Consider the following 19599-nt stretch of genomic DNA (forward strand, 5'->3'; position numbering starts at 1 on the left):
CGCATGATCCACCATGCCATCTCCCTGGCGGCAACCGGCCTGAAGATCGACTGGGCCAGGATGCCGACGTACAACACGATCATGTCGGTGGCCGCCGGTGCCGGGCTGTTGCTCGTGGTGGTGTTGGGGCGTCAGCTCCTCACGCCCGGACGCGTCATCACCCCCGAGGGCTGGGTGCTGGCTTTCGGCGCCATCGGCTTCACCCTGGTCACCACTGGCCTCCACATGACCCTGACCTGGCCGCTCGCCGGACAGGGCTTCCCGTTCGACAACGTCATCTTCGGCGAACCGGCACTCGCCTTCGGCGTCTTCCTTCTCGCCGCGAGCTTCTACCTCTGGAAACGCGGCGCCGAACTCAACAGCGCCGATCGCATCGTCCGTACGGCCCGCGTCGCCTCGCCCATCTCCGTCTTCGTGTTCGGCCTCGGGCTCGCATGTTTCGGGATCGCCGCCGCGGGCTGGAAGTACACCCTCTTCGCCGCTCCGCCCGAGGAACCCATCTCCGGGGAGTTCGCGAAGTGGCCGATGCTGGAAGCGAGCTTCATGTCCGGGCTCTACGTCCTGGTGGGCATCGGCGCGCTCCTGTTCCCGTTCGCGCTGCGTCGGCCCAGAGGCTGGATGAGCCCGGTCATCGGGGTCGTCTGGGGTCTGGCCGGACTGGCGTTCCTGCTCTTCGGGGGGCTGAACTACTTCACCCACATCGGACTCATCGTCAACACCATGTGAACCGCCCCGGATGCTGCTCGGACAGCGGACAGCGGACAGCGGACAGCGGACAGCGGACGGCGGGCAGGGGCCGGGTCGACCTGCGCACATGCCTTCCCTTCGTGGATCGCCGCCGGTACTCACTCACCGGCTCCCGGCGCGGGTGCGGCCCGGTGGTGCCGTCCGGCGAAGAGGGCCCGATGCGCGCCCTCTTCGTAGCGCCGCCTCGCAGGAGGGTGCCGCCTTCACGGCGAGAACGCAGTCCCGGCCGCCCCGGCCGGATTCGCCCATCCCGTCACGGCCACCACTTCGCGCGCGATGTCCGTGACCTTCCGGCCGTCCGTCGCCAGCCGGACCGTGTCCGCCGGTGAACGCTCGTCCAGGAGACGGGCCTTGCGGACGCTGTTCGCCACCTCGCGGTCGAGTTCCGAGCCGATCTCGCGGCCCGCGAGCCGGCCGTACGTCGTGGTGTCGGAGGCGGTGAGCAGGACCCGGACGATCCGTACGTCCGCACCCATCGCACGCTCGAACATCGCCGCCGACTCCGGCAGCACACTCACCGTGTTCGTATAGATCAGGCGCCGGTAGCCGAGGTCCGCGAAGTTGGACCAGACCGCCGTCAGGTTGCGTTCGGTGATCCCCGCCCGGTGCGGATCGCCCTCCGGCGCGGGATGGACCTGGCCCATCAGATCGCCCTCCACCACCGCGTGCGCCGCCTCGACGGCCCGTAGCTGCGCCGAAACCTCCCAGGCCACCGTCGACTTGCCTACGCCCGCGCGCCCGCCGATGAGCAGTACCTCTGCGTGATCCATGTCGGCAGGGTGCCAGCCCATGCGGTCTCCCGCGACGCGATTGCGCGGGCGCGCCGGGCGGGGCCGCCCGAACGCGCCCGCCCGAGCGGCACGGCATACCGCGTCCGGAGTACGGGGGAGGGACGCCCTACGCCGCAAGGAGGCGGGAGAGTTCGCCCTGGCGGCTGCCCGCACAAGGCGAACGCCCGCTTAGAGTCGGGAACCATGGAGACCCCTGATGCGCGTACGTCCCGGTGGTGGCGACCGCCGCCTCGTCAACGCGGCCGATGGGCCGCGGCACTCGCGGTGCTCGTCGTGCTGGCCGGTGCGGGGGTCTGGACCGCCGCGGCCGACGACGGCGGGCCCGCCGTGCACCGCCAGGACCGGATGATGCGGGTCGACGGGGTGTCCATCGACACCTCGTACTTCACCACCGGGGGCACGGAGCGCCGGCCGGCCGTGCTGATCGGGCACGGGTTCGGCGGCAGCAAGAACGATGTGCGGGCGCAGGCCGAGCAACTGGCCGGCGCCGGATACGCCGTGCTGACCTGGTCCGCCCGCGGGTTCGGGAAGTCGGGCGGGAAGATCTCGCTCAACGCCCCCGACCGCGAGGTCAAGGACGTGTCCCGGCTGATCGACTGGCTGGCGGACCGGCCCGAGGTGGAGCTCGACGCGGAGGGCGACCCACGGGTCGGGGTCACCGGGGCCTCCTACGGCGGAGCCGTCTCGCTCCTCGCCGCCGGGTACGACAAGCGCGTCGACGCCATCGCACCGCAGATCACCTACTGGAACCTGGCCGACGCGCTGTTCCCCGACGGGGTCTTCAAGAAGCTCTGGGCCGGAGTCTTCATCACCACCGGCGGCGGCTGCCAGAAGTTCGAGCCGCGGCTCTGCGCGATGTACGAACGGGTCGCCGCCGACGGAAAGCCGGACGCCGCCGCGCGTGCGCTGCTGACCGAGCGTTCCCCGAGCGCCGTCGCCGACCGCATCAAGGTGCCCGCGCTCATCGTCCAGGGTCAGAGCGACTCCCTCTTCCCGCTCGGCCAGGCCGACGCCATGGCCAAGGCGATCAGCGGCAACGGCGCACCGGTCGCCGTCGACTGGATCGCCGGCGGCCACGACAGCGGTGAGACGGAGACCGACCGGGTGCGGCAGCGGATCGGCGAGTGGTTCGACCGTTACCTGAAGGGCGACAAGGGCGCCGACACCGGCCCCGGATTCCGCGTCACCCGGACCGGCGGTGTCGACTCCACCGACGGGGCCGTGCTCACCCGCGGGGCCACCAGCGATACGTACCCGGGGCTGACCGGCGGCGCGGAGACCTTCGGCCTCGGACATCGGACCCAGACGTTCCGTAACCCCGCCGGGGCCAACCCGCCCGCCATCTCCGCCGTTCCCGGCATCGGCGGCGGGCTCTCCCGGCTGTCCTCCCTCGGCGTCGGCCTCTCGCTCGACTTCCCCGGACAGTTCGCCCGCTTCGACTCGGCCCCGCTGGACACGTCCCTGCGCGTCACCGGCTCCCCGACCGTGCGGGTCCGCGTCGATGCCGGGCGCGGCGACGCCGTGCTGTTCGGCAAGGTGTACGACGTGTCGCCGGACGGCAGACAGCAGGTGCTGCCCTCCCAGCTGGTCGCACCCTTCCGGATCACCCCGGACCGACAGGGCGGACCCGTGACCCTGACCCTGCCCGCCATCGACCACTCGTTCGACGCGGGACACCGGCTCCGCCTGGTCTTCTCCGCCACCGACCTCGGTTACGCCTCACCGGCCGAGCCGACGACGTACAAGGTGACCGCGCTCGGCCCGCTGACCGTCCCCACCGACCCCGCCCTGAAGACCGCGCCGGCCACCCTGCCCTGGTGGACCTGGGGGCTCCCGGCCGCCGCCGTAGTGATCGCCGCCCTGCTGCTGCTCACCGCCCGCCGCCGTACCGCCACCCCCGCACCCGACCCGGCGCTCGCCGAGGTGCCCCTCCAGATCACCGGCCTGTCGAAGAAGTACGCCAGGTCCGCCGACAGGTATGCCGTGAAGGAACTGTCCTTCCGGGTCGAGAAGGGACAGGTGCTCGGGCTCCTCGGACCCAACGGCGCGGGCAAGACCACGACCCTGCGCATGCTGATGGGCCTCATCACGCCCGACGACGGCGAGATCCGCGTCTTCGGGCAGGCCATCCGGCCGGGCGCGCCCGTGCTGTCCCGCGTCGGGTCGTTCGTCGAAGGGGCCGGCTTCCTGCCGCACCTGTCCGGGCGCGCCAATCTGGAGCTGTACTGGCAGGCCACAGGGCGCCCCGCCGAGGACGCGCACATCGAGGGGGCCCTGGAGATCGCCGGGCTCGGCGACGCCCTGGCCCGCGCCGTCCGTACGTACTCGCAGGGCATGCGGCAACGGCTCGCCATCGCCCAGGCCATGCTCGGCATGCCGGACCTGCTCATCCTCGACGAACCGACCAATGGACTCGATCCGCCCCAGATCCGCGAGATGCGCGACGTGATGATCCGGTACGCGGCCGGGGGCCGGACCGTCATCGTCTCCAGCCACCTCCTCTCCGAGGTCGAACAGTCCTGCACCCACCTCGTGGTCATGGACCGCGGCCGGCTCGTCCAGGCGGGCCCCGTCGCCGAGATCACCGGCTCCGGCGAGATGCTGCTCGTCACCAGCGCGCAGGACCTGGCCGAACCCCTCGTGGAGAAGGTCGCCGCACTGCCGGGGATCGGCTCGGCCGTCCGCACGGACGACGGCCGTGGGCTGCTCGTCCGGCTCGACGGCGCCACCTCGTCCCAGCTGATCGCCGAACTGGTCCGACTGGACGTGCCATTGACCGGTGTCGGCCCCCACCGCCGCCTGGAGGACGCGTTCCTCACCCTGATCTCCGGAGGCTCCGCATGAGTGCCGCAGCCGATCTCGCCGAAGCCGCCGAGGCCCCCGGCTACCGCGCCCGGCGCACCCTGCCGCTGCGCGTCGAGGCGGTGCGTCAGCTGCGCAGACGCCGCACCCTGCTCATGGGCGGGGTGCTGGCCGCGCTGCCGTTCATCCTGATCGCCGCGTTCGCGATCGGCGGCACGCCGTCCTCACGGGGCGGCGGCGACCGGATCACGCTGATGGACACCGCGACCGCGTCCGCCGCGAACTTCGCCGCGACCTGCCTGTTCGTGTCCGCCGGGTTCCTGCTCGTCGTACCGGTGGCACTGTTCTGCGGGGACACCGTCGCCTCCGAGGCCAGTTGGTCGTCGCTGCGCTATCTGCTGGCGGCGCCCGTGCCACGGGCCAGGCTGCTGTGGAGCAAGCTCGTCGTGGCACTCGGCTTCAGCCTGGCCGCGATGGTGCTGCTGCCGCTGGTCGCACTGGCCGCGGGAGCCGCCGCGTACGGCTGGGGGCCGCTCGAACTCCCCACCGGCGGCGCGCTCGCGACCTCGGCCACCGTGCCACGCCTCGCCCTCGTCGTCGCGTTCGTCTTCGTCTCCCAGCTCGTCACCGCCGGGCTGGCGTTCTGGCTGTCCACGAAGACCGACGCCCCGCTGGGGGCGGTCGGCGGTGCGGTCGGACTGACCATCGTCGGCAATGTGCTGGACGCCGTCACCGCGCTCGGCTCCTGGCGCGAATTCCTTCCGGCGCACTGGCAGTTCGCCTGGGCGGACGCGCTCCAGCCCGATCTGGAGTGGGGCGGCATGGCGAAGGGCGCGGCGATCTCGGTGACGTATGCCCTGATCCTGTTCGCCTTCGCCTTCCGGGGGTTCAGTCGTAAGGACATCGTGTCCTGAGCTTGACGTTCCGCCGATTTCCCGGCCTTCGTTGCCGCATCGAGATTCATCCGCAACGTCCTCGTCTGCTCCCCGGCACCGTCTCGCACGTCACATTCACAAGTGCTGACACGACGACGTTGGGGGCTGGGCATGGAACGCCGGACCGGGAAGTACGCGGTGAAGTACGTACGGGCATGGCAACGGGCACTCGGTGGGCTGCTGATGGGCGGGGTGCTGCTCACCGGGTGCTCGGGCACGTCGACCGAACAGCGTTCCGCCACCGACCGCCGGGGCGCACCCGCCCCCGCCCCGGCACCCGCCGCGTCGGGCGGCGCCGCCGACCGCGACGGCGCCAAGAAGCGGGACGGGCTGCGGGAGTCCGCTCCCCCCGACTACCTGTCCACCTTCGCCCTGGACGTCGACACGGCCTCGTACGGCTACGCGCGACGCACCCTCGCCGACGGCAACCTGCCGGATCCGGGCACCGTGCGGCCCGAGGAGTTCGTCAACAGCTTCCGCCAGGGCTACCGGCGCCCGGCCGGCAACGGGTTCGCCGTGAACCTCGACGGGGCCCGGGCCGGAGCCGACGGCTGGTCGCTGATACGGGTCGGGCTGGCCACCCGGGCCGCCCCCGCCCGTGCCGAACGCCCGCCCGCCGCGCTCACCTTCGTCGTCGACATCTCCGGCTCGATGGCCGAGCCGGGCCGCCTCGACCTGGTGAAGAAGTCCCTGGGCATCCTCACCGACGAACTCCGCGACGACGACTCGGTCTCTCTGGTCACCTTCAGCGACGAGGCGAAGACGCTGCTGCCGATGACGCGGCTGCGGGACCACCGCGGCACGATCCGCGACCGGGTCGACTCCATGGAACCCACCGACTCCACCAACCTGGAGGCGGGTGTCCGTCGTGGGTACGACGAGGCGGTCCATGGTCGCGTCGAGGGTGCCAACAACCGGGTCGTCCTGCTCTCCGACGCCCTCGCCAACACCGGTGCGACCGATGCCGAAGCCATCCTCGAACGTATCGGCACCGCCCGCCGCGAGTACGGCATCACCCTCTTCGGCGTCGGTGTGGGCAGTGACTACGGCGACGCGCTGATGGAGCAGCTCACCGACAAGGGCGACGGCCACACCACGTACATCGCCGACGAGACCCAGGCCCGGAAGGTCTTCGTCGACCAGTTGCCCGCGCATCTCCGACTGACGGCGCGCGACGCCAAGGCCCAGGTCGCCTTCGACCCCGAGACCGTCGAGCGGTTCAAGCTGATCGGTTACGAGGACCGGAAGGTCGCCGACGAGGACTTCCGCAACGACCGTGTCGACGGCGGAGAGGTCGGCCCCGGCCACACGGTGACGGCGCTCTACGCCGTACACCTCAGGGACGGCGCCGAGGGACATGTGGCCACCGCGACCGTGCGCTGGCTGGACCCCAGGACCCGGGCGCCGCACGAGCAGACGGGTTCGGTCGAGACGAACGCGATCGACGGGCCGCTGTGGGGCGGCGCCGGCAAGCGGCTCCAAGTGACCGCGGTCGCCGCCTACTTCGCCGACGCACTGCGCGGCGGCGGGCTGCCGGGCGAGCCCGGCCTCGCAGAACTCGCCGCGCGGGCGGACAAGCTGGCGTCCGCGACCGAGGACGAGTCGGTACGGGAGCTGGCGACCGCGATCGGACAGGCGGACCGGCTGAAGGGCGGCACGGACGGCAACGGGTCCGGGGGCGCGCGGGAGGGCGAGATGGACTGACCGAAGGGGACCACGGCCCTTCCGGCCCGCTGGACGGCCGCGCGGACGGGGGAGACGACGGCCCGTTCCGGCCCGCTGGACGGCCGCGCGGACCGGGAAAGGGGCGGTCCGGAACGGCGCCGGTCGCACAGACCTGCGAAAGTCGGCTGTGCGGCCCGCCCGCCGACGCCATGATGTGCACCATGTCCTCCCTGTTTCTGGCGCTCGCCGTGATCACGACCGGCCTCTACGCGGGATTCCTGCTGACGTTCCTGATCGCGGTCATGCCCGGCATCGCGGTACTGCCCGACGAGCGGTTCACGGCCGCGATGCGCCGCTTCAACGAGAAGGTGCCCGGACCGGTCTTCCTGATCCTCTTCCTCGGCGTGATCGCCTTCCCGGCCGCCGCGGTGGTCGGTGGGGGCGGCGGCACCGGCCGACTGCTCGCCGCGGCGGCGCTGGTCTGCGCGGTCGGCAGTCACCTGATCACGATCGCCGGGAACATCCCGCTGAACAAACAGCTCGCGGATTCCGAGGGCGGCGACGACAGCGCCGCCCGCGCGGCGTTCGAGTCCCCCTGGAACAACCTCCACCGGATCCGGACGGTCCTGTCCCTCGCCGCGTTCGCGCTGCTGGCCGTGGCCGCCGCGTAGGACGAGGGTCCCGTGCGGGACGGCGCCCGCGTAGGACGAGGGCTCCGAGCGGGACGGCGGGCCGGTCCCTTCCCGTGAAGGGGCCGGCCCGCCGTGTGTCACGCGAGGTGGAAGACCCTCGGTCGGCGGGACCATCGCCTCGTCCGCCGTCTCCGGCTGCTCGAAGAGGAGCTGTGATGGTTCATGCCGGGAACGCAACCCTCGGCCGCGCGCGCCGGTCTGAGTCTGCACGGTGCCCAGTGCGCCGCACCCCCCATCCCTGAACGAACGAAGGAGTCCACGTGGCACACCGTGTTCTCGGAACCACCGTGGTCCTCGCCATCACCGTGGCGACCGCCGTGATCACCCTCCCCACCGCCCAGGCGTCGACGCCCGCCCCCGTCACGGCCTCGGCGTCCCCCGCGGGGGCCGTGCCCGCCCCGGCCCCGCGACGCGACGACTTCAACGGGGACGGCTACCCGGACGTGGCGTTCACCGCGCCCGGTGCCACCGTCGGCGGGAAGGCCGGAGCCGGGTACGTGGGTGTGGTGTACGGCTCCAAGACCGGTCTGCAGACCTCCACCAAGCAGGTCTTCACCCAGGACTCGGCCGGAATCCCGGACACCGCCGAGGCCGGTGACGCGTTCGGCAGCTCGATGGTCTCCGCGGACCTGGACCGGGACGGGTACAGCGACCTCGTGGTCGGCGCCGGGACCGAGAAGGTCGGCACGGCCGACGCCGCCGGTTCGCTCACCGTGATCTGGGGCGCCCCGCAGGGGCTGTCCGGCGGCGCGACCCTGCTGACCGGCGACGAGCGGTACGCGGGGATCGGCGCCAAGACCGTCGTCGGCGACTTCGACGGCGACGGAGCCATGGACATCGTCACCCTCGGCATGGGCGACCTCCAGGTCCTGTCCGGTCCGTTCAAGCGCGACGGCAGCGCCGCGGCCCCCGTCCGGGTGATCCGGGACATGGACGATCTGCGTCATCTCGACTTCGCCGCAGGCGACTTCAACGGGGACGGCCGCGACGACCTGGCCGCCGTCGTCCACGACGGCGACGAGTTCGACGCCCGGCGCATCCACATCCGCAACGGCGGAGCCAAGGGCCTTGCCGAGAAGTACACCGTCGTCAACCGGCCGAACGGCTACCGCCTCCAGGGCGGCGAGACCATAGCGGCCGGGCAGATCAACGGTGACAAGTACGCCGACCTCGTCGTGGGCCGCACGATCGAGGGCTACGACAGCGACCTGGACTATCCGCTCGCCCTGGGCGGCATGATCACCTACGTACCGGGCAGCGCCACCGGCCCGCGGGGCGACCGGGCCAAGGTCTTCAACCAGGACACCTCCGGTGTCCCCGGTGTCGCCGAAGTCCACGACGGGTTCGGCGCGTCACTGTCGATCGGCGACGTGAACGGCGACGGCTACGGCGACATCGCCGTCGGCGTCCCCTACGAGGACCTGGGCACGACGAAGAACGCCGGCTCCGTCCTGGTCCTGCCCGGCACCGCGTCCGGCCCCACCGGGAAGGGCACCGTGGGCTTCAACCAGGACACGCCGAACGTTCCCGGCGTGGCGGAGGCGAACGACCAGTTCGGCGGAGCCGTCGGACTGGTCGACGCCAACCGCGACGGCCGCGCCGAACTGGTGGTCGGCGCCCCCGGCGAGAACGCGGACGCGGGCTCCCTGTGGGTCTTCCCGGCCACGGTCTCCGGTGTGACGGCCAAGGGCTCGTTCACGTTCGGCCACGGCGCGCTGGGCACGGTGGCGAAGGCCGCGAGGCTGGGCTCCTCCTTCAACCGCTGACCGGGCCGTGTCGGGCGCGCCGCGAGCACGGCCCGGGGGCCGGCCGGTCCCTGTCGTCGGACCGCCGCATGCCGTACGGCGTCCGGCGGCAGGGACCGGCCCCGTGCCGCGAGGCCGTTCACGGCGATGGAGGAGGCCATCGCCGGGCCGCTTCTCCCCGTTCCGCAGCCACGACGGCCGCCTTTCGGCTGTGCGTCGAGGGCGCTGTCGCCCTGGGGGAAGACGGCGTTCCGGCGTACCGCGACGACGCGGATCGCTGTTCACGACGCGACGCCATGCACACGGACTGATCACCGCCGCACCAGATCTCCCGCTGAGCGGAAGCTCTCTCCCGCCGCCCGGGTCCGCGCTGTTAGGAATGCCCGGTCGCCAACGGATGCAGAGGACGCGCCGATGAAGAATCCATCCACAGCACCCGATCCCTCCCGCCCTTCCCACGACCTCGACCTGACCGGACGGGTCGCCGTGGTCACCGGGGCCGCCCGTGGCCAGGGAGCACAGCACGCCCGCACACTCGCCGCCGCGGGAGCCTCGGTCGTCCTCTCCGACCTCGACGAGCGGGCCGGTGCCGTGCGGGCCACGGAGACATGCCGGGAGGCGGGACGCGAGGACGCGGCGTTCTTCGTTCCCCACGACGTCTCCTCCGGCGAGGACTGGTCCCGTGTCGTCTCGCTCGCGCGGGAGCGCTTCGGCCGGGTGGACATCCTGGTCAACAACGCGGCACTGTGGCGCACCGCGCCCGTCTCGGAGGAGTCCGAGGAGCAGTTCCGCACCCTGCTCTCCGTCAATCTCCTCGGCCCCTTCCTGGGCATCCGGGCCGTACTGCCCGCGATGCGCGCGGTGGGCGGGGGATCGATCATCAACATCTCCTCGACCGCGGGCCTGAAGGGCATCGCGGGCCATTCCGCCTATGGAGCGACGAAGTTCGGCCTTCGCGGCCTGACGAAGTCGGCCGCGCTGGACGTCGCCGCCGAGGGCATCCGGATCAACTCCGTCCACCCCGGCGTGATCGACACACCGATGATCGCGGCCGTGACGGGGGACGGGGACGCCGCTCTGCAGGAGTGGCCGCACGTTCCCGCGCGGCGGATCGGTACCCCGCAGGACGTCGCGGGCATCGTGCTCTTCCTCGCCTCCGACGCCTCCTCGTACGTGACGGGCGCGGAGTTCGCGGTCGACGGCGGGCTGGCAGCGCAATGAGCCGCCCTTCCCTGACTCCCGAGGCGCGCCGGATCGCCGACCTCCTGGCCGACGGCTTTCCCGTCCTCGGCCCCGACACGGACGTGGCGGCCGTCCGCCGCGCCATGGCCCACGAGCCCCTGCGCCTGCCCGCACTGGCCTCGGTCACCGACCGGACGATTCCGGGCCCTGCCGGAGCGCCGCCGCTGCCCGTGCGGATCTACCAGCCGCACGAGGAGACCGGCCGGGACCGGCGGAGCGGGGCGCCGCTGCCGCTCGTCCTCTTCTTCCACGGCGGCGGGTTCGTGCTGTGCGGGCTGGACTCGCACGACGGCCTGTGCCGCACACTGTCCGCGGGGGTGAACGCGGTAGTCGTCTCCGTCGACTACCGCCTGGCCCCCGAACACCGGGCCCCGGCGGCGGCGGAGGACGCCTGCGCCGCGCTGCGGTGGGCCGCGGCCCACGCCGGAGAGCTGAACTGCGATCCGGCCCGCCTCGCCGTGGCGGGCGACAGCTCCGGTGGAAACCTCGCGGCGGTGGCCTGTCTGCTGGCCCGCGAACGCGGTGGCCCGCTTCCCGCGGCCCAACTGCTGATCTACCCCGCACTGGACCCCCGGCTGGATTCCGAGTCGATGCGGACCTTCGGGGAAGGCCACTTCCTCACCGCCGCCCACATGCGGTGGTACTGGGAGCAGTACCTGGCCGGAGCCGAGGCGACGGAACATGAATCACCCCTGCTGGCACCGGACTTGACCGGTCTGCCGCCCGCGCTGCTGGTGGAGGCCGAGTGCGACCCGCTGCGCGACGAAGGCCGGGCCTACGCGGCCCGGCTCCCCGGGGCCGAGATCCACTCGGCCCCGGGGATGTTCCACGGCTTCTTCGACTTCACCGAGCAGCTTCCACAAGCGGCGGCGGCGCAGGAGTGGGCCGTGGGCCGGCTGCGGGAGCTTCTCGGCGGCTGAGGTCCCCGTTTCGGGAGCCCAGGACCGTGTCTGCCGGCCGCACTCGTTCGCGGGCGCTCGTTCGTGATGTTCGGCCCAGAAAACGGGGACTGTCTCCCCGAAGGCGTAAAGCCAACGGAGAGACAGCCCCTGCTATTTCGACGGGATGCCGCCCCGGCAGCGGCGGGGTCCGCGACCCGGTAGCGGGGACGCGCGTGGTCGATGCGGTGGACCTCGGCCGCGCAGCCGGCGTGGACGCCGGGTTGAAGAGCAGGGGCTGCGTGGGTATGGCGGTCACCTCCCCGCAGGCACGCGGAAGTGCGGGATGACCCGCTCGCCCCACTGCCGGATGGTCTCCATGCACGCCTCCTGCGGCACCGTGCCCATCTGCACGAGGCACATCACCTCGTCCACCCCGATCTCACGGAGCTGCTCGACGTAGGCGATGGCCGTCTCGGCGCTGCCGTAGGCGTGATCGGGGTTGTAGGTGCCGGTGCTGTTCGGCGTCACCGGGATCTCCGCCTCGTGGAGCCTGGCGACGAGGTCCTTCCTGCCCCGGTCCAGGGCGGCCCGGTCGTCGCCCGCGTCCGTGCGCTGGTCCGGCACCGGACCGTTGCCGTACCAGTGGGCGATGGACTCGGCGAAGAACCGCTGGCCGCGCAGACCGATCCGGCGGGCCCGCTCGGCGTCGTCGAGGACGATGGTGGGGCAGAGCGCGGAGAAGTGGTCGTTGATCTCGGTGGAGACCAGTTTCTCCCCGGTGCGGGCGGCGATGGCCTCGTCGTAGATGGCGCGCTTGGAGCGGATGTTGTCGGCGCCCGCGAAGCCGAGGACGAGGGCGCCGATCCCGTAGTCCGCGGCCGTGCGCAAGGTGTCGTCCTTCGAGCAGGCCATGAAGAGCGGCGGGTGCGGGTCCTGCACGGGCCGGGGGAGGATCGCGCCCGGCCCGATGTCGATCGAGCCGTGCCACTCGAACTGCTCCTCGCGCCAGGCATTCGCGAAGATCCGCAGGGCTTCCTCCATCTGCGGGTACGTGTCCTCGGGCCGGACGCCGTACATGGACATCTCCCGCCGGGTGGCACCGCGGCCGGCTCCGATGTCGACACGCCCTGCGGAGAGCACGTCGAGCATGGCCGCGCGCTCGGCGACCCGTACCGGGTGCTGGTAGCCGAAGGGCATGGTGACGACGCCGTGGCCGATGCGGATCCTGGATGTCCGGGCGGCGACCCAGGTCAGGAAGATCTCGGAGGCGCTCATGTGGGCGTACCAGTTGAGGGCATGGTGCTCGACGGCCCAGACGCGGTCGAAGCCCATCTCCTCGGCGAGGACGGCCTGTTCGACGCAGTCGTTGATCACCTGCCGCTCGTGCTCCGGTGTGGGGTCGGCCATCTGGGCTTCGAAGATCATGGAGAACTTCACGGTCGTGCTCCTGTCTCGGACGAGAAGGGCGAGAAGGGCGAGAAGGGCGAGGAGGGAGGGGAAGGAGGAGAGATGCGGCCAGGAGGGGGTGAGGCGGTGGTCGTGCGCCGGAAGCAGAGAAGAGGGCTCGCATCACGCAGGGCCTGGGCGCGGGTGACCCGGCCGATCGTGATCGTGCGATCGCCGCCCGGGAGTTCTTGCGCGCCATGCCGGCGACGCGGACCGAGGCGGTGCCGACCGCTGGCGGATCGCGACGGGGGTGCACCCGCGTCGATGGTTCTGACGTCCGCTTCCGTGGCGCCGTGAGCGTTCATGTGGTGTCCTCCACACGCTGGGATGACGGCTTCGGCCGGTGCCGGTGCCGCCGAGTCTCCGGCGGTGGCCGAGGGGCGGCCAAGAAGGCTCCCGCTGACCGGGAAAGAAGCGGGGGCAGGCTTCGGCGGGGGCACCGGCAAGAGGCGCGGGCAAGAGGCGCGGGCAAGAGATGCGGGCAAGAGATGCGGGCAAGAGACGCCGGCAAGAGACGCCGGCAAGAGACGCCGGCAAGAGACGCCGGCAAGAGACGCCGGAAAGAGATGCCGGAAAGGGGCGCCGGGCAGCCGACCGGTTCGATCGGACCGGCTTTCGGCGGTGCTTCCCGCGTGTGACGGGTTGCGCATAACCTTCCGACACGAGACGCCGATGCCTCGCCGGGTTCATGATGGGCGGTCGACATGGACAGAAGGACGCACGCACAGGCCCCGCAGGTCCCGCCGGTCTCGCAGACCTCGCCGGTCTCGATGATCGACCGGATCGTGAAGATCTTCGATGTTCTCGGGGAAGCGGACGGGCTCACCCTGACTCAGGTCGCACGCCGCACAGGTCTGCCGCGCTCATCGGCCCACCGGATACTCGAACACCTCGTGGAAGTCCGCTTCCTGCGCAGGGACGAGCACACCTACCGGCTCGGCATGCGGATCATGGAACTCGGCTCCTCGATGTACCACCGGGACCAGGTCCGTGTCGCCGCGGTGCCCTACCTCCATCAACTCCACGCGTCCACCGGCCTGGTGGTCCAGCTGAACGTGCTCGACGAGGGACAGGTCGTCTGCCTCGTCCAGGTCGGCAACTACTCCGGTGCGCCGGCGCACCCCCCGGCGGGCATGCGACTGCCCGCCTCCCGGACCGTGGTGGGCAAGGCGCTGCTGGCCCACGCGCCGTGCCTGAACCTGGGCGACCACCCGGACATCTCGAAGGAACTCCGGGCCGAGCTCGCCGACATCCGTGAGCGGGGGGTCGCCTGCGACCGCGAGGAAACCGTTCAGGGCACCGGCTGCGTCGCGGCCCCGGTCATCGGGGTCCGCGACACGTCGGCCCCCGCGGCGGTCTCGGTCAGCGGACCGATCGTCCGCATGCACTTCGCCCGACTGGCCCAGATGGTCCGACGGGTCGCCGCGAGTGTGCGGATCGGGGCGGAAGGCCTCACCTGACGCGTGCGGGCTCCGTCCTGTCCGGCGTCGCGGGGGCGGCGGCGTCGGTCCTGCGATCATGGCGACGAAGTCGGAAGGCACGGCAGAGGGGGGGCACTGTGATTTCTGAACCGGAGATGGCGGGGGAGTTCGATGCGGTCGAAACCCGAGAGGTGATGGGCGGCTTCGACCGGGAGCGCGCCGGGGGCCGTCGGCCACGAAGACCGTGGCTGTGGGCGCTGGGCGGGGCGGTGACGGCGTCGGCCCTCTGCGCGGCGGCGCTGTTCCTGTACGGCCAGGGCGACCGAGAGCCCGACCTGCACGGGTACCGGCTGGACCGGGACCCTTGCCCGTCCCTGCGGCTGAAGTCGATCGGCGCGGCGATCGCGCCGAGGGAGCGCACCACCGTGGCCGACTCGGAGGTGTTGCACCACGCCGTCCTCGATCAGACCCAGTGCTTCATCCCTCTCCGCTCCCGGGCCGGGGCGGAGCGGGACGGGGACGGGAAGGGCTGGTCCACCCACTACACCGTCGGAATCACGGTGGCGCTGCACAAGAGGACCGACCCCGGCGCCGAATTCGAGGCGCGGCGACAGGTGACCGAGATCGGATTCGATCCCGAAGCGAAGCTGGAGGCGGTTCCGGACCTCGGCGACAAGGCGTATCTGCTGACCGGGGACGTCGGCAACGCGGAGCTGCGGGTGCTGGAGGGCGGAGCGGTCTTCTCGCTGAGCCTCTCCTCCTTCACGCAGCAGCTGGGCGACGGCGCGGGCGAGGACGACGGCGAGGGCACGCTCGCCGACGGGCCGGACAACACGGACCTTTCCCCGTACCAGTCGGCCATGATCAGTGATATGCGCGACCTGATGTCGAGCCTCAAGCACTGAGTCCGGGGCCGAACCTCTGCGGTCCGCAGTCGGGTCGGCGCCTGCCGGCCTCACGCACGGGACTGCGGGAACGACCACGGGCGCGGCCCCCGACGGTTGCTGACACCTGCCGCCGACGGCCCCGGGCGCGGCCACCCCGGCCGGGCAGACCCCCGGCCGGGCAGACCGCACCCCCTACCAGCACGTCCACAAAGTCTTACGCCACCACTACGCCATGCTCGCTAGCGTGCCTCCGGCCGCGAAAAAGGCCCTCCGGGCGGAGGGCCTCGCAGTCGTACGGGCAAAGCGCCCCCGGCAGGACTCGAACCTGCGGCCAAGCGCTTAGAAGGCGCCTGCTCTATCCACTGAGCTACGGGGGCCGGATGGTGGCCTCGGCGGCCTGGAGCCCTGGGGCCGGGCCGGTCGGTGACCTGCCGGGACAAGGATAGGGCTCCGATCGCCTCGACCCGGTTGCTTCACCTGCGTGGCACGATGTGGAGGTTCGGTGAAGCGAACCGATAATCGCAGGTAGGTGGGATTCGCGCATCGCTTTTGACGCCTCGCGCCCCCGGGTGTTGTGCACTCGTTATGCCTGCGCCCCACTCGTCCCCTCTGTCCGGACTCCGTCCCAAGGGGAGAACCGGCGCGCAGAGGCGGCTATACGCTTCAAAAAGGCTTCAAAATTGGGCATTCTTCGCATGTGGTGACCTTGGACGTACGGCCTCAGCTCATCGACGCACTTTCCGCCCTGCGCGACCGTGTCGCTGCCGTGCGTCTTCCACTTCCGCTGCCGGGCGCCCCACGCGCTCGCCAGACCCGGAGCGAGCTGCTCGCCCAGCTCGACGACTATCTGCTTCCCCGGCTCAGGGATCCTGAAGCGCCCCTGCTCGCGGTGATCGGCGGCTCCACCGGGGCCGGGAAGTCGACGCTCGTCAATTCGCTGGTGGGACGGCTGGTCAGCGAGGCCGGGGTGCTGCGGCCGACCACGCGGACACCCGTGGTCGTCTGCCATCCGGACGATCACCACTGGTTCGCCGGGGGCCGTGTGCTGCCACAGCTCACCCGGGTCTGGCTGCCGCCGGAGGAGTCGGGGGATCAGGGCCGGTGCGACGAGCGGGACGACCTCGACGGGAGCGAGGACGAGGACGGCACCGTGCTGCGCGTCGAGACCGCCACCGGGTTGCCGCGCGGGCTCGCGCTGCTCGACGCTCCCGACATCGACTCGCTCGTGGTACGCAACCGGGTGCTGGCCGCCGAGCTGATCTCCGCCGCTGACGTGTGGGTCATGGTGACCACGGCCTCCCGGTACGCGGACGCGGTGCCGTGGCATCTGCTGCGTACCGCCAAGGAGTACGACGCCTCGCTCGTCATCGTCCTCGACCGGGTGCCGCACCAGGTGATCGCCGAGGTCTCGCGGCAGTACGGGGCGCTGCTCACCAAGGCGGGCCTCGGTGAGGTGCCTCGCTTCACCATTCCCGAACTGCCCGAATCGGCCGGCGGCGGCAGCGGGCTGCTTCCCACCACCGCGGTCGCCCCGTTGCGGGCCTGGCTCACCCACCGCGCCCAGGACCCGGCGGCCCGCCAGCAGGCGGTCGGGCGCACGGCGGCCGGGGTCGTCGACTCGCTGGACGTGCGGATGCCCGCGCTGGCCGGGGCCGTCGCGGCGCAGCACGCGGCCGCCGTGCGGCTGACCGGCGTGGTCGAGGACGCGTACCGCACGGAGGGCGCCCGGGTCCGGCGGCGTCTGGCCAACGGTGGTGTGCTCGCCGGGGACGCCCGCACCCGATGGCGCGGATACCCGCTGTACAGCACCTCCGAGGAACTCCTCGAAGCGCTGGTGGAGAGTCTCGCCGCACTTCTGCAGTGCGCCGTGGCAGCCGCCGACGAACAGATCCGCACGACCTGGCGGCGCGAGCCCGCGGCCGGGGTCTTCGGTTTCGAGGACGTCGGCCGGGAGGCCGGGGGGTGGGGGCCCGCCGAGGACATCCGGGGCCGGATCGCCATGGCCGTACGACGCTGGTGGCGGGTGCTGGAGGAACTCTCCGAGGAAGAGGTGCGCCGACTCGAACGCAACGCCGCGCCGGACGCCGAGACCGTGACGGCGCTGCTGGCCGCCGCACTGCTCGGCGGCCGGCGCACCCGCGGCGCCGGCGAACAGCTTGCCGAACGGATCGGTGCCCAGGGTGCGCTGCGGCTGCGCGACAAGGGCGGCGCCCTGCTCACCGACTGCCTCGACCGGGTGCTGGACGGCGAGCGCGACCGGCGGCTCGCGCCGCTCGACGCACTCGACGTGGCGCCGGAGCCGCAGGCCGAACTGATCGCCGCCCTGTCCGTACTGCAGAAGGAGAGGTGGCAGCGATGACTGCCGTCATTGACGAGGGGCCCGGCCGGGGCGAGAGTCCCGCCTCTCACGAGGACCGTGACCAGGACCGCCCGGCCCGGGGCCGGGCGCCCCAGGCGCGCGGCGACTGGAACGACGGGCTCATCGCCCGGCGCGCGGCCGTCAAGGCGGCGAACTCCGAGCACGGTGCCGCCCCGGACGACGACGTACGTCCGCCGCAGGTCGAGGCGTACGTACCCTCCGGCGGTCCGCTCGGGCCGCGGCTCGACGCGCTGCGTGAACTCGTCGGACTGTCCAGGGCCAGGCTCGACCGGGCCACCCTCGCCGAAGCGGGGCGCGTGCTCGACGAAGCGGCGGCCCGTCGGCGGCTCTCCTCCCGGCACACCGTCGTCGCCATCGCCGGAGCGACCGGCAGCGGCAAGTCGACGCTCTTCAACTCCCTCGCGGGCGTCCAGATCTCCGACACCGGGCTGCGCAGGCCGACCACCGCCGCCCCCATCGCCTGCTCCTGGACCGACGGGGCCGCCGGACTGCTGGACCGGCTCGCCATCCCCGGACGGCTCCGGCGCAGGCCGCAGCAGGGCGGTCCGGACGCCGACGAGGCGCTCCAGGGGCTCGTCCTCGTCGACCTGCCCGACCACGACTCGGCGGCGACCGGGCACCGTGATCAGGTCGACCGGGTGCTCGCGCTGGTCGATGCGGTGATCTGGGTCGTCGACCCGGAGAAGTACGCGGACGCGGCCCTGCACGAACGCTACTTGCGACCGCTCGCCGGGCATGCCGAGATCACCTTCGTCGTGCTCAACCAGATCGACCGGCTGCCCGGCGACGCCGCCGACCAGATCCTCGACGATCTGCGCCGGCTGCTCGACGAGGACGGCATGGCGCTCGGCGAACACGGCGAACCGGGCGCCACCGTCATGTCCCTGTCCGCGCTCACCGGCGAAGGCATGGGCGAACTGCGCGAGGTGCTCGGCCGGTTCGTCCAGGAGCGCACGGCCGCCGCACGCAGGCTCTCCGCGGACGTGGACGCCGCCGCGGCCAGGCTGCGTCCGTTGTACGTCGCCGAGGGGCGCCCCGGTCTGGGCGAACGCGCCCGCGAGGAGTTCGCCGACCGGCTCGCGGAAGCCGTCGGAGCGGGCGCGGCGGGCCAGGCGGCCGAGCGCGAATGGCGCAGGAACGCCGGACGGGCGTGCGGCACACCGTGGTTGCGGCTGTGGCGCTGGTACGAGTCCACCCGGCGACCGGGAAGCCTGGAGTGCCCGGCGCGGCCCGCACCCCCCGAGGAACGGCTCACCGCCCGGCAACGCGTCGAACAGGCGGTGCGGACGGTGGCGGACGGGGCCGCCGACGGACTGCCCGGTCCCTGGGCCCAGGCGGTCCGCGAGGCCGCGGTGAAGGGTGCCGAGGGGCTGCCGGAGGCGCTCGACGAACTGGCGGAGAGGGCCGGCGCCGCGGACGGGCGCGGACGGCCGCAGGGCGGTGCCGGGGACATGGGCGGCGGCGCCGGTGAGGCGGGTGGCGTGCGCGGTGCGGCGGGTCCGGGCGGTTCGACGGTCGTGGCGACCGGGGTGGCCGGGGCCTCCGGTGTGGCGCACAGCGGTCGCGTGGGCGGGAGGCCGCCGCGGCCCAGGTGGTGGCCCGCCGCCGTGCTGGCACAGGCATCGATGACGCTGCTGCAGATCTTCGGCGGACTCTGGCTGGTCGGCCAGATCGTCGGGGTACTCGCACCCGGGTTCCTCACGCCCGCCCTGGTGATGCTGGCCGGGGTCGTCGGAGGCCCGCTGGTGGAGTGGTCGTGCGCGGCCGCGGCCCGGGGGCCCGCGCGACGGTACGGACAGGAGGCCGAGCGGCAACTGCGCGAGGCGGCGGCGGCCTGCGGCCGGGCGCGGGTGCTCGATCCGGTGGCCGCGGAACTCGTGCGCTACCGCGAGGTGCGGGAGCGGTACGTGGCGGTGACGGAGTTTTCCACAACTGTCCGGTAGTCCACAGGCATCAGCGGCATTT

At 72.2% G+C, this 19599-nt stretch carries 14 protein-coding genes and 1 tRNA gene; 12 read left to right on the plus strand and 3 right to left on the minus strand.

Annotation, left to right across the window (positions count from 1 at the left end; all coding sequences use genetic code 11):
- The first annotated feature begins 3 nt into the window (after nucleotides 1-3).
- The gene (locus ACZ68L_RS09060; RefSeq protein ID WP_469575469.1) at nucleotides 4-726 is read left to right on the plus strand and encodes a DUF981 domain-containing protein; all 723 of its coding nucleotides are present in this window, start codon (nucleotides 4-6) and stop codon (nucleotides 724-726) included.
- A 224-nt stretch (nucleotides 727-950) separates the two neighbouring features.
- On the opposite strand, the gene ACZ68L_RS09065 is transcribed toward ACZ68L_RS09060, so the two are convergent.
- Entirely contained in the window at nucleotides 951-1517 is a 567-nt protein-coding gene (locus ACZ68L_RS09065; protein ID WP_469575470.1) for an AAA family ATPase, read from the minus strand.
- Nucleotides 1518-1721: 204 nt separating this feature from the next.
- Here ACZ68L_RS09065 and ACZ68L_RS09070 point away from each other — a divergent pair, with 204 nt between their 5' ends.
- The 7 genes from ACZ68L_RS09070 to ACZ68L_RS09100 all read left to right on the plus strand — a co-directional run bounded on the left by ACZ68L_RS09070 (nucleotide 1722) and on the right by ACZ68L_RS09100 (nucleotide 11539).
- Nucleotides 1722-4382, plus strand: coding sequence for an alpha/beta fold hydrolase (locus ACZ68L_RS09070; RefSeq protein ID WP_469575471.1), 2661 nt, complete (start codon nucleotides 1722-1724; stop codon nucleotides 4380-4382).
- Nucleotides 4379-5254 (plus strand): ABC transporter permease, encoded by an 876-nt coding sequence (locus ACZ68L_RS09075; RefSeq protein WP_469575472.1) that lies wholly within the window; start codon nucleotides 4379-4381, stop codon nucleotides 5252-5254. Before ACZ68L_RS09070 ends, ACZ68L_RS09075 begins: the two co-directional genes overlap by 4 nt.
- 132 nt (nucleotides 5255-5386) lie before the next feature.
- Entirely contained in the window at nucleotides 5387-6979 is a 1593-nt protein-coding gene (locus tag ACZ68L_RS09080) for a vWA domain-containing protein (protein ID WP_469575474.1), read from the plus strand.
- A 182-nt stretch (nucleotides 6980-7161) separates the two neighbouring features.
- Nucleotides 7162-7611, plus strand: coding sequence for an anthrone oxygenase family protein (locus ACZ68L_RS09085; RefSeq protein ID WP_469575476.1), 450 nt, complete (start codon nucleotides 7162-7164; stop codon nucleotides 7609-7611).
- Nucleotides 7612-7892: 281 nt separating this feature from the next.
- Nucleotides 7893-9398, plus strand: a complete 1506-nt coding sequence (locus tag ACZ68L_RS09090; RefSeq protein WP_469575478.1) for an FG-GAP and VCBS repeat-containing protein — start codon at nucleotides 7893-7895, stop codon at nucleotides 9396-9398.
- 393 nt (nucleotides 9399-9791) lie between these two features.
- Nucleotides 9792-10598: an SDR family NAD(P)-dependent oxidoreductase gene (locus ACZ68L_RS09095; protein ID WP_469575479.1), complete on the plus strand. Its 807-nt coding sequence runs from the start codon at nucleotides 9792-9794 to the stop codon at nucleotides 10596-10598.
- On the plus strand, nucleotides 10595-11539 hold the full coding sequence (locus tag ACZ68L_RS09100) for an alpha/beta hydrolase (protein ID WP_469575481.1): 945 nt from the start codon (nucleotides 10595-10597) through the stop codon (nucleotides 11537-11539). Before ACZ68L_RS09095 ends, ACZ68L_RS09100 begins: the two co-directional genes overlap by 4 nt.
- 273 nt (nucleotides 11540-11812) lie before the next feature.
- Here ACZ68L_RS09100 and ACZ68L_RS09105 read toward each other — a convergent pair whose 3' ends face one another.
- Nucleotides 11813-12937 carry an LLM class flavin-dependent oxidoreductase gene (locus ACZ68L_RS09105; RefSeq protein ID WP_469575483.1) on the minus strand — a complete coding sequence of 375 codons (1125 nt, stop codon included), beginning with the start codon at nucleotides 12935-12937 and terminating at the stop codon, nucleotides 11813-11815.
- Between the two features lie 713 nt (nucleotides 12938-13650).
- Here ACZ68L_RS09105 and ACZ68L_RS09110 point away from each other — a divergent pair.
- Together ACZ68L_RS09110 and ACZ68L_RS09115 are read left to right on the plus strand one after the other, a co-directional pair.
- Nucleotides 13651-14406 carry an IclR family transcriptional regulator gene (locus ACZ68L_RS09110; protein ID WP_469575485.1) on the plus strand — a complete coding sequence of 252 codons (756 nt, stop codon included), beginning with the start codon at nucleotides 13651-13653 and terminating at the stop codon, nucleotides 14404-14406.
- 98 nt (nucleotides 14407-14504) lie between these two features.
- Nucleotides 14505-15272 (plus strand): hypothetical protein, encoded by a 768-nt coding sequence (locus tag ACZ68L_RS09115; protein ID WP_469575488.1) that lies wholly within the window; start codon nucleotides 14505-14507, stop codon nucleotides 15270-15272.
- A 286-nt stretch (nucleotides 15273-15558) separates the two neighbouring features.
- Here ACZ68L_RS09115 and ACZ68L_RS09120 read toward each other — a convergent pair.
- Nucleotides 15559-15631, minus strand: a tRNA-Arg gene (locus tag ACZ68L_RS09120).
- A gap of 329 nt (nucleotides 15632-15960) precedes the next feature.
- Here ACZ68L_RS09120 and ACZ68L_RS09125 point away from each other — a divergent pair.
- Both ACZ68L_RS09125 and ACZ68L_RS09130 read left to right on the plus strand, forming a co-directional pair.
- Nucleotides 15961-17613, plus strand: coding sequence for a dynamin family protein (locus ACZ68L_RS09125; protein ID WP_469575876.1), 1653 nt, complete (start codon nucleotides 15961-15963; stop codon nucleotides 17611-17613).
- Nucleotides 17610-19577 (plus strand): GTPase, encoded by a 1968-nt coding sequence (locus ACZ68L_RS09130; RefSeq protein ID WP_469575489.1) that lies wholly within the window; start codon nucleotides 17610-17612, stop codon nucleotides 19575-19577. Before ACZ68L_RS09125 ends, ACZ68L_RS09130 begins: the two co-directional genes overlap by 4 nt.
- Nucleotides 19578-19599: the final 22 nt, after the last annotated feature.

This window comes from Streptomyces sp. NPDC104309 (assembly GCF_055584025.1).